This window comes from Paracoccus sp. 228, assembly GCF_000967825.1.
In the GTDB taxonomy this organism is placed as follows: domain Bacteria; phylum Pseudomonadota; class Alphaproteobacteria; order Rhodobacterales; family Rhodobacteraceae; genus Paracoccus; species Paracoccus marcusii.
Genome location: NZ_JYGY01000014.1, coordinates 1 through 9100 on the forward strand (window position 1 = coordinate 1; position 9100 = coordinate 9100).

At 56.6% G+C, this 9100-nt stretch carries 10 protein-coding genes and 1 pseudogene; 7 read left to right on the forward strand and 4 right to left on the reverse strand.

The genetic code is table 11. The features are described 5' to 3' along the window. The first annotated feature begins 430 nt into the window (after positions 1-430). Positions 431-1039 (forward strand): hypothetical protein, encoded by a 609-nt coding sequence (locus SY26_RS21425; RefSeq protein ID WP_157020559.1) that lies wholly within the window; start codon positions 431-433, stop codon positions 1037-1039. An 86-nt stretch (positions 1040-1125) separates the two neighbouring features. Here the strand turns inward: SY26_RS21425 and SY26_RS19425 are convergent, their stop codons facing one another. Together SY26_RS19425 and SY26_RS19430 are read right to left on the reverse strand one after the other, a co-directional pair. Next, positions 1126-1347 (reverse strand): hypothetical protein, encoded by a 222-nt coding sequence (locus tag SY26_RS19425; protein ID WP_046001935.1) that lies wholly within the window; start codon positions 1345-1347, stop codon positions 1126-1128. Continuing rightward, positions 1344-1529 carry a hypothetical protein gene (locus SY26_RS19430; protein ID WP_046001936.1) on the reverse strand — a complete coding sequence of 62 codons (186 nt, stop codon included), beginning with the start codon at positions 1527-1529 and terminating at the stop codon, positions 1344-1346. Before SY26_RS19430 ends, SY26_RS19425 begins: the two co-directional genes overlap by 4 nt. A 258-nt stretch (positions 1530-1787) precedes the next feature. Here SY26_RS19430 and SY26_RS19435 point away from each other — a divergent pair, with 258 nt between their 5' ends. After that, positions 1788-2069 carry a hypothetical protein gene (locus SY26_RS19435; RefSeq protein WP_046001937.1) on the forward strand — a complete coding sequence of 94 codons (282 nt, stop codon included), beginning with the start codon at positions 1788-1790 and terminating at the stop codon, positions 2067-2069. A 10-nt stretch (positions 2070-2079) separates the two neighbouring features. Here SY26_RS19435 and repC read toward each other — a convergent pair whose 3' ends face one another. Both repC and SY26_RS19445 read right to left on the reverse strand, forming a co-directional pair. Further along, positions 2080-3273, reverse strand: a complete 1194-nt coding sequence (gene repC, locus SY26_RS19440; protein WP_084693978.1) for a replication initiation protein RepC — start codon at positions 3271-3273, stop codon at positions 2080-2082. A 311-nt stretch (positions 3274-3584) separates the two neighbouring features. Then, positions 3585-4364 carry a hypothetical protein gene (locus tag SY26_RS19445; protein WP_052715409.1) on the reverse strand — a complete coding sequence of 260 codons (780 nt, stop codon included), beginning with the start codon at positions 4362-4364 and terminating at the stop codon, positions 3585-3587. 208 nt (positions 4365-4572) lie between these two features. Here SY26_RS19445 and SY26_RS19450 point away from each other — a divergent pair, with 208 nt between their 5' ends. The 5 genes and pseudogenes from SY26_RS19450 to SY26_RS19475 all read left to right on the forward strand — a co-directional run. Beyond that, on the forward strand, positions 4573-5169 hold the full coding sequence (locus tag SY26_RS19450) for a recombinase family protein (protein WP_046001939.1): 597 nt from the start codon (positions 4573-4575) through the stop codon (positions 5167-5169). A gap of 874 nt (positions 5170-6043) precedes the next feature. Further along, positions 6044-6673 (forward strand): lytic transglycosylase domain-containing protein, encoded by a 630-nt coding sequence (locus SY26_RS19460; RefSeq protein WP_046001944.1) that lies wholly within the window; start codon positions 6044-6046, stop codon positions 6671-6673. 35 nt (positions 6674-6708) lie between these two features. Beyond that, positions 6709-6978: a TrbC/VirB2 family protein gene (locus SY26_RS19465; RefSeq protein ID WP_232303429.1), complete on the forward strand. Its 270-nt coding sequence runs from the start codon at positions 6709-6711 to the stop codon at positions 6976-6978. Between the two features lie 15 nt (positions 6979-6993). Next, entirely contained in the window at positions 6994-7272 is a 279-nt protein-coding gene (locus tag SY26_RS19470; protein WP_046001941.1) for a type IV secretion system protein VirB3, read from the forward strand. Continuing rightward, positions 7262-9016: pseudogene (locus SY26_RS19475) on the forward strand (type IV secretion system protein B4); the annotation flags it as partial. The gene SY26_RS19470 and the pseudogene SY26_RS19475, both read left to right, overlap by 11 nt. Positions 9017-9100: the final 84 nt, after the last annotated feature.

Below are 9100 nucleotides of genomic sequence, written 5' to 3' on the forward strand. Positions count from 1 at the left end.
CGATCACCGTGCGCAGCTCGGGGATCTCCGCAATCTCTTAGGCCAGAGCTTTCCAGCCCGTCGCCCTGGCGGCGGGCCTTGCAGGGCCGCGAGCTGGACGCGCCATCACAGAGCGAAGGGAGGCGAGTGGACCTGTGGTAAGGTCTGGCCGCGCAATGCGATCGTTACCCGCAGGGCCGAGACTGGATGCGCTGGCTGACTATTGCGCCCCGCGCGGGCTGGCTCGGAGAGACAGGCGGCGCGGGAAAAAGCGCAAAGGAAGGCAGGGCGTCCAGGCTCGGGGCGCAGGCCGGCGCCAGCCGGACAAGCCTAGAGCGCGGTCCCGGCCAAAGGACGGGATGCGCCCTCATTGCTGCTTGCTCATGTAGCTCAATTACTCATGATGGGAAGATAGTTAATGAAGCATGAGCGAGTGAGACTGATAATGAGAGTGGCACCTTTCAACGAACTTAAATTAAGTGAGCGAGCGCCTGACGCAAATCTTCAAAAGCAGCATAAAGAGGGCGTCGAAGCTTTGCGAAAAGCTTGGACTACATCGTTCAGCATTGTTGCATTAGAAAGTTTCCGTTCCTTTGGCAGCACTGTTCAAGAGCACCTTGAAAATACAGGTGCAGCATTGCAAATGGCAGCGGCTCTGGGAAATGTCTATGATTTTGGTATCGTAGCTGACGATGCTATCAAGCTTTGGGAGCATAGAGCAGAGGCCCGCCCACTTGCTGAACTTCCTTGGGACGGCCCGGCAGTCTTTTTGATGACGCATCCCGAATTAACGGCTTTTGATAAAAGCGTCACTGTCTACCTACTTCAGTATCTTGAAGATGATCGCATCGACCTCACAGAGTTGGTTTACTCTCAAACGGCGAATTCGGTCATAATTTGGCAAACGATGGTGGCAAATCTCCCTTTCGGAGCTTCCAGGGAAGTCAGAGTGACTGCTTGTACCAACCAGCCTACGGTAGAAACGGTCAACTCCACGCTGAATCCTTCAATTATGGGCGCAGCATTTGTAGCGGAAACTGGAATCAAGCCGCTTTCTTAATCGCCAGGATCAAAACGGCACTTCGCCGTCCTTAGTCGCAGGTACAGGGCGGTGCAGCCGACCGAAGCCTCGATTTCGGCTCCGTCTCAGGGCGAGCCAGGCTGTGAAGGCTCCACCTCAACCCTAAGCTGGTTGGCAAGCTTCTCCAGTCCTTCAATCGCGGCGTCATAAGCGGTGCCAGCTTTTGGGAAGTCTCGGCGTTGCCGGCGATAAAACGCAAGCCACTTTGGCAGCTCCTCGATGGGATAAGCAGCAGTCCAATGCAGGCCGCTCATGGTGAAGGTGGTGTCGTCGTGAGTGATCTTCATTGTTCAGAGCTAGCCGCTGTCTGAGAATGTTCAGAAAGGATTTGCCGCAAGTTGGCCTCAACGAACTTCAGCAGCGCCTCAACATCATTGACTGCATCAACGGGGTCACGCAGCAGCAGCTCTGCCTTGGCCTTTCTCAACCAATGAGATTGGGTGAAATCAACTTCTCTTGGGTCTGGCATATTTGTCTCCTTGAAAATTCTTTGAGAGTGGGGGCTGTCTGCCCCCGCGCCTCACGGCGCTCCCCCGAGGATATTTAGAGGAAGATGATGAGGGATGATCTGCATCCTTATTGTGTGGGTGCACATACTATGATATTGACGCAATGCGGTACAGGCAGGGATGCCGATGATCGTGGAAGGTGAAGAGGCTTTGCTTCGTTCTCCGAGAGGGCCGGGGCCGTCAGGCGCCGGTCCTCTTTCTTTTTGGAAAGGCGCTGCATGAAAATCATCTTGATCCTGGTCCTGCTCAACTTCGGAGGTTCGGAGGTCATCACGGCAGATTTCGCTGACCTGAGTGCGTGCGAGGACGCGGCACACAGGACGTTCCAAGGGCTCAATCCTGAGGTCGAACTTCGGCCACTGGAACCGGCGGAAGGTGTTGAACTGCTCGAAGGCACTATGGTCGCTTATGACCCCGAGGGCGGGCAGCTCGGCGTGTTTAGCTGCAACCCCGCGCAATCCGGCTTTAGCAACCGGCTTGGCGAGCGTCCGACCAACTAGCGACAGCATGTTAGAAACCGCGGCGGCGTTGAAGGCCGATCATGCTACCAACCAAGTTGAGCTTGCCGCGCTGGTGTGCCCGGATCATGCCCCTCAGGGCGCCGCCCGCGTTCCTGACGGGCGTTTGGGGGTGGTCCCGGTTCGCATCCAGCAGAAGGACGCACAGCGCGGCCGCGTGGCGTCCCATCACTCCACAGGCCAGCCGCCATGCAGAGTAGTTGATTCCGAGAGGGCAAAGCATATCGTGTGCGGCCTCGATGACTGCCTCAACCGTCACCTCATTGGATCTCATGCTAAGCGCGGTCTGGAAGTCGCTGGATGAGAGCTGAAATAGCTGCTCTGGCTCGAAAAGCGCCTCAACTTTTGGGTTGATGACACCGCTCTCGGCTGCACCCTCATTTTCTAAGCATTCTTCGGAGCCGATAGGCTCCGCCTTACGCAAGCTGTCGTGCGCCGGTTTACCGGCGCTCCTTCTATCCATGCCCTCGGTACAGATTACAGATAAGGTTTCTTCACTGTCCTCTTGTATAAAGGACCGGAAGTTTGTTGCCGGTTTGCAGGAAGCATTAGGTTGGTTTTCAAGCCATTCCTCAAGCTCTCCACAGAGGGCACCGGCCTCTGCGACATGCGCCTCAAGACGCTCCAGGCCAAGGGACATTAGACGATCTGAGCGCGGCCAAGCCTCGAACCGTGAAACGATGCAGCACACAACCGCATCATCTGATGCTTCGGGTGACAGCCGCTCCATTGCTTCTTTGAAGCGACGGAGACGGACGCTGCGAAGGCTCTTTAACTCCTTCATGTGCTTAGTGTCGGCCCGCCTTTGATCGCGTAGAGCCAGCAGCTCTGAGAACCGTGCTTTGATGGGCGTGAAACGCAAGCCCCGGCCTGTGCCAGCTTCGCGCGCACCGTTCGCTTTCGTGTCGCGGATCAGTAGGCCCTGGCGTTCAAAGTTGCGTTCGTGGTTGCGTAGCTGACGTGCCGACAGGTGCAGGCGCTCCGCCATTGTGTCCTGAGTGCCGTAGAAAGTCGGCTCTGCGTTGGCTTCGGTCCAGTGCTTGTCACTGGTGCAACCGATCAGCTTGGTCAGCACATAGACTGCTGCGCCGCTCAAGTTCAGATGCGGTCCAATCTCGCTGATGACTGCGATAACATCTCGTCGTGTCATGCCCTGAGGCAGCGACGCTTGTGGTGAGTAGTTCATTTTGCTTGTCCCGGTTCGATGTTGGACAAGGCGACGCGGCACCGCTTCCCTGTTCGCACAGGTGCGTTTTTGGCTTGTTTGGCTATCGGGAGGATGCTAGAACCGGTCCTGAACAATGTTGTGTGGACCGTTCGGAACGCCAATTCCTAGGTTCTTTAGCACCCCCCCTCGCTTGGTCGCCGCCTTGCGGGGGTTCTTCTTTTGTGGGTAGCTGCTCTGTCCCTTTTGATTCTTATGGTTACTGCAACAGGCATACTCGCTTAGGTAGCTTGTCGCAATTATAGTATTAACCGCTTTGCCGGACCCTACTCTTAGTAGTTGACCTGCTCAAAGCCGTAATTCCCTGCATGATCGCGCCAGTCCACAAAAACTGAGCGGTGAAAGACCCTCGGGCAGTCCTCTCCGAAGCCGTCCAGTCCGGTGTGAGCTGCGGGAAGGGATGAGTGCGAGGCTCTGTCCCAACGGAAGTCGCCTTGTGTTCCGTAAGAACCAAGCCGGACACTTCCGCTGCGAGTGCAGTAGCCTCCGTCGCTACCCTGCAATAGCTGGCTTGCAGTCACGTTGTAGACGCGGATCGAGCGGACGAAATCGAAGGCGCTGCTGCTGATGTCAATGTCGGCCGTGCCGTTGTCCGTGCTGAACTCCCCGTCTTGGATTAGTTGCAGCAAGAAGCCGTCAGGAAGGCGCTGCGCGGTCCCACCGCTATTGCGGATGATCGCAGGCTCAGGCTCCAACCTGTCAAAAGGCTGCGCAGGAAGAGATTGAAGTGGCGCGCCTTCCATACCGTCAAACAGAACCTCGTAGAGCCGCGCCGCGCTGCTCTCTGAAGGATCAACCTTGTAAGAAACCCCCATCGGGCAGCGCCAGATTTGCAGCGGCGGCTCCACAGGCCAAGGTGTGACGCGACGAATGAACTCGGCGCGTGCCCGTGCGCACGGCACGGAGGGCGGAAATCCACCTGCGAGGCAGAGCAAGATTGCGCAGTCGATCGCATAGGTCTGCGCCTGCACAGGGGATGGTGAAGTCGTCGCCGTTAGGCTCGATGCCACAATGACGGCACTAAGCGCGGTGGTGCGGGCCATGTTGAACATATGAACTCCCGGTTGCTCCGTCACTTCCTATAACGTGGGAAGCGTAACTATAATGTCTACCGTTAGCGGGTTTGATGTGCAAGTCTCGTTAGCTGGGCCACTAATGCCTCCGGTTGGCAGAGTGGCGGAAAAAGACGTATGACTAAATGGGCCACCGGCAGGAGGCGCTATTGCTAAGGATCAGAGCCGCAAAATGAAGGAGGTTCAAATGGACCACCCTGTTGCCATCTATGCGCGCGTCTCGACCGCACAGCAAGACTGCACTCGGCAGGTGGCCGAGCTGGAGGCATTCGCGACCAGGTGCGGGTATCGCGTCATTGGCGTGTTCACCGAGACAGCGAGCGGCAAGACTGACGCGCGACCTGAACGCAAGAAGGTCATGGCCCTGGCACAGCGGCGCGAGATTGCGGCAGTCTTGGTGACAGAGCTTTCGCGATGGGGGCGATCAACCCAAGACCTGATGCAGACGCTCGATGAGCTGGCGGCAAGGAGTGTGTCATTGAAGGCGCTGAATGGCTTTGAAGTTGACCTTGCTACGCCCACTGGCAGGGTCATGGTCACGCTTCTGTCTGCAATCTCACAGTTTGAGGCTGACCTTCTGGGCGAGAGAGTTAGATCCGGGTTGGCGCGGGCGAAGGCGCGCGGAAAAAAGCTCGGTCGCCAGAAAGGGGATGCCCCGACAGTTCGCAGGCAAGCCAAGCGGGTTCACGCCCATCTGGCTGAAGGAAAGAGTCACCGCTGGATTGCCCGCGAGCTTCAGATTGATCGAAAGACTGTGCGGAAAATTGCCGACACAGCGATTTAGTTTCACCGGCCAGTGGCCGCGAAGAATTTCCGATACTGCTCCGAAACCTCTTGCGCCTCAACGAATGCGCGTTGCCGCTCTTCATCAAGGCATTGTAGGTAAACGCCTATCTGTGAAAAGTAGGTCTCAAAATCCTGCATGATGAGTTCCGAGTATTCGCGTACTGCCTCAGGCTCCTGTGGGACATAGGGCTGAACAGGCGGAAAACACGTGTTGGCTTCCGCCACGGAAGCAGCCAGAAGGGCTGAAATTATAACGCTGTAACATCGGCAGAGGAGGCAAGGCATGGGACATATCCCTTTAGTTCATTGGGTAAATCGGCACTTTTCACTACAGTAGCCAGGTAGATCAGAAGTTTCTGCAAGGTGCAACATTACAATGTTGCGCCCCGAGTTATAATGAGGTAGGACTGAAGTGCCCGAGAAGGGTTCACGGTCCGTTAGTCTGATGGGGGACGCGTTGGCCGTGAGATCAGGGGACTTAAGCAAAGAAGCACCGAATGTGGTTACGGAGACACAGCTCAAGAGCCTCTTACGACGGGGCTATCACGCTGAAGTCGTATGCAGAGCGGCAGCCTATCGGCACAATGCTGTCTGGTACGGAGAATGGTTCATACGCGCAGTTAATCCCGAAAACTCAGTGGAAAAGTTGCTCGTTCCCGGCCGTCGCCGGAAAGGCGAAGAAGAAATCACCCTTCGCATATTCAAGACGGCAAATGGGCTCATTTCCTTCCTTGAAGGAATTGGCTTCGCATCCGCTCACATTCCCATGCAAGAAGGCGGCAGAACCGTCCACGTTCTTGCAGAAGGCTCTTCTTCTAAAGGCGGTTAGCCTCGTCCTGACGCTCGGCACCAACACGGCCTTTGCAGAAGGCATGGTGATGGTGATGCAGGGGGATGGACGGCTCGTTGCCTCCACCCCGCAGCGGACTTTCACCCGTACCTACCAAGACGGCATCGGCCAGAACCCTGCTGGTGAACTTGAGCTGTTTGGCCGTCCCTCTGCTGAAGTTAGTGAAGCAGTCGAAGGCGAAGGGTCTTTCCGCCTCGCTGCTATTGCGCCCAGATCGGTCGCGCCGCGACCTGAAATCCTTTACGGCATCCACGAAACTGCCATGCGGTATGCGGGTCATCCTGCGCTGCGCCGCGCCAACATCAGCGCAGGCGAATGGCGGTTGCTCTATCAAGCAAACATAGAAATCGAGAGTGCCTACAACCCCAAAGCGCGCAGCCATGTTGGCGCCATCGGGCTAGGCCAGCTCATGCCAGCTACCGCATCAGATTTAGGTGTGGACCCTCACAACTGGCAACAGAACCTAGACGGATCAGCGCGCTACCTGCTTGCAATGCTGGCTCGTTTTGGGGACGCACGCCTTGCGCTGGCCGCGTACAACGCGGGTCCAGATGCAGTCGCGCGGCACGGCGGTATCCCACCATACCGAGAAACGCAAAATCACGTTCGTCGCGTTCTCGCGGTTTTTAACAGGCTCGAAGGAGAACTTTAATGAAGGCCAAATTCGCTAAAACCCTTAACCCCAATATGCTCCTTGCGCTCTGCGCGCTGCTGCTCATCGCAGCGCAGCCCGCACTGGCGCAAAGCATCGACCTCTCGCCGGTCCAAAACGTGCTTCAAGGCATCGTTGACGCAATTACCGGCCCCCTTGGCATCGTGATCGGCACGCTTGCTTTGATCGGTGTGTTCCTGTCCTGGCTTTTCGGAATTCTCGACTTCCGGCAGGCCATGTGGGTGATCGTCGCTATCGCAGGGATTGCCGCTGCGCCGACGATTGTTTCCGCAATCTGGTCCTGACGGGAGGCCCCTCAGATGGCAGAACAGTCTCACTTGTTTCTCGGGCTAGTCCGGCCTCCCAAGCTGCTCGGCTTGCCGATCATGTATGCGATGGTCTGGCTCTTTGGGTCTGTTCTGGTCTTTCTCTGGGTTCAGCATTGGGTAATCGCGGCTATTGCCGCGCTTGCCTACCCCCTGCTGTGGAAAGCCGCAGATTGGGATGAAAACTTTCTCGATGTGGTTGCGACCACTCTGCAGGTCACGCGCCCAACACTTAACCGGAAAATCCACGGCGGAGACAGCTATGCCCCGTGACACGAATTTCGATGCCAGCGCCCTTCTGCCTCAGTGGTTTTCGCGGGAAGCCAAATTAGGGGCTATGCTGCCTTATGTAAGCCTCGTGGACCAACATACGGTTCGGACACGCGGCAATGAGCTATTCCAGTGCATTCGCTTGGACGGCGTGAACAGCGACACGATGGATGACGATTATCTTGATCGTATACGCGCCCTCTTCGCCTCGGTGATTGCTCGTATCGGAACTGAATGCTCGTTCTATGTTCACAAGGTCTCAAAGCGTATCCGCCCGGACCTGGAGCCTATCGAGGGTGACAGTTTCGCTGCTGCTGTCGATCAGCGGTGGCGGGCGAGCCTTGAGCAAAAGGAACTGCGGGACAAGACGCTTACTCTGACGGTTCTCCATCGTCCTCCGGCTTTAGGAGGCAAGCTGCCCTTCCGCTCCAAAAACTCTGTCGCTCAACTCCGAGTCCAAACGGAAAAGCGCCTGACCCGCCTGAGTGAGATTGTCCGCTTTCTCATGTCAACATTCTCTAACATGAACCCCCGCTTGCTAGATGAGCCTTCGGGAGAATTGTTGGGTTTTCTAGGGGCGCTGAATACGGGAAAGGAACTGCCCCTGTATCGCGGTCCTCGTACCACTTTGGTGTCAGAAAACGTGGCAAACACGCGGGTGACGTTCAAACAGGACAGGTTCTTTCTCAGCGAAGGCACGACGGGGGCACGTATCGGGGCAATCTTTGCCATCAAAGACTACCCGGAAAAAACCCGCTGCACCATGTTCGATGAGCTGAATTTGCCCGTTGATATGGTCATCACGCATTCATTCACCCCTATTAACAGCAACATCATGGAAGGCCGCATTAAGCGGCAGATGCGGCTGCGTGTCTCGGCCAATGACGGCGCAACCTCTTTGCTCGAAGAACTCCCTACGGCGCTCGATGACCTCTCGGCCAAGCGGATGAATTTTGGCAACCACCATATGACTGTTGCCGTGTTCGCGAACGACGAAACAAGTCTCTCGAACGTCTGTGGCGAGATCAAGAACACGGCTTCGGTTGAGGGGGTTAATCTCATTACGGAGAGCTTCGCAAGCAAGACACACTACTTCGCGCAGCACCCCGGAAATGCTCATGCCAGAAGCCGCAAGGGCACGATCACCAATAGAAATTTCGCTGATTTTACTGCCTTCCATCGCACCCCTCTTGGAAAGCAATGGACGCAAGTGCCGTGGGGCAAGGTCGTCACGATGTTCCCTACTCCTGAACGCTCTGCATTCCGCTTCAACTATCATGAGCAGGGAAAGCCCGACCAGGAGCCAACGGGCGGACATACGCTGTTCTTGGGCCGCTCAGGCGCGGGTAAATCCGTCTTGTCGGCCTTTCTGATGACGCAAGCACGTCGCGCCGGGGCTCGGATCTTCGTGTTTGACTACCGGACAGGCATGGAAATGGCTGTTCGTGCCAATGGGGGGCGCTATGCGTCCATCAAAGCCGGTGAGCCCACAGGTCTTAATCCCCTCTCGACAGAAGTTGATGAGCGCGGCCAGGCATGGCTTTCGGGCTGGCTGGCAGCTTTGGTTCATCGGGCTGATCGGCCTCTTAGCCCCTCGCAGACGAACCTAATCCAGCAAGTCGTGCGGCAGAATGCCTTTGCAGCGGACGACAGCCTACGCAACTGGCATGACCTGGCTTCGCTCTTCACCTCGGCCGATGACCAAGGCGATTTGTACGAGCGCCTGCAAGAATGGACTGAGAACGGCGGTGCAAAAGTCGGCCACGGTAGCGGCGGGATGATCCTGCTGCGGGCGGCGTAAAAGTCGTCCACCTTTACCCTTTCTGGCGAC

Coding starts and splice junctions, on each gene's coding strand:
- SY26_RS19425 (WP_046001935.1), bottom strand. CDS start 1,347: ATGAAGATCACTCACGACGACACCACCTTCACCATGAGCGGCCTGCAT.
- SY26_RS19430 (WP_046001936.1), bottom strand. CDS start 1,529: ATGCCAGACCCAAGAGAAGTTGATTTCACCCAATCTCATTGGTTGAGA.
- SY26_RS19435 (WP_046001937.1), top strand. CDS start 1,788: ATGAAAATCATCTTGATCCTGGTCCTGCTCAACTTCGGAGGTTCGGAG.
- repC (WP_084693978.1), bottom strand. CDS start 3,273: ATGAACTACTCACCACAAGCGTCGCTGCCTCAGGGCATGACACGACGA.
- SY26_RS19445 (WP_052715409.1), bottom strand. CDS start 4,364: ATGTTCAACATGGCCCGCACCACCGCGCTTAGTGCCGTCATTGTGGCA.
- SY26_RS19450 (WP_046001939.1), top strand. CDS start 4,573: ATGGACCACCCTGTTGCCATCTATGCGCGCGTCTCGACCGCACAGCAA.
- SY26_RS19460 (WP_046001944.1), top strand. CDS start 6,044: ATGGTGATGGTGATGCAGGGGGATGGACGGCTCGTTGCCTCCACCCCG.
- SY26_RS19465 (WP_232303429.1), top strand. CDS start 6,709: ATGCTCCTTGCGCTCTGCGCGCTGCTGCTCATCGCAGCGCAGCCCGCA.
- SY26_RS19470 (WP_046001941.1), top strand. CDS start 6,994: ATGGCAGAACAGTCTCACTTGTTTCTCGGGCTAGTCCGGCCTCCCAAG.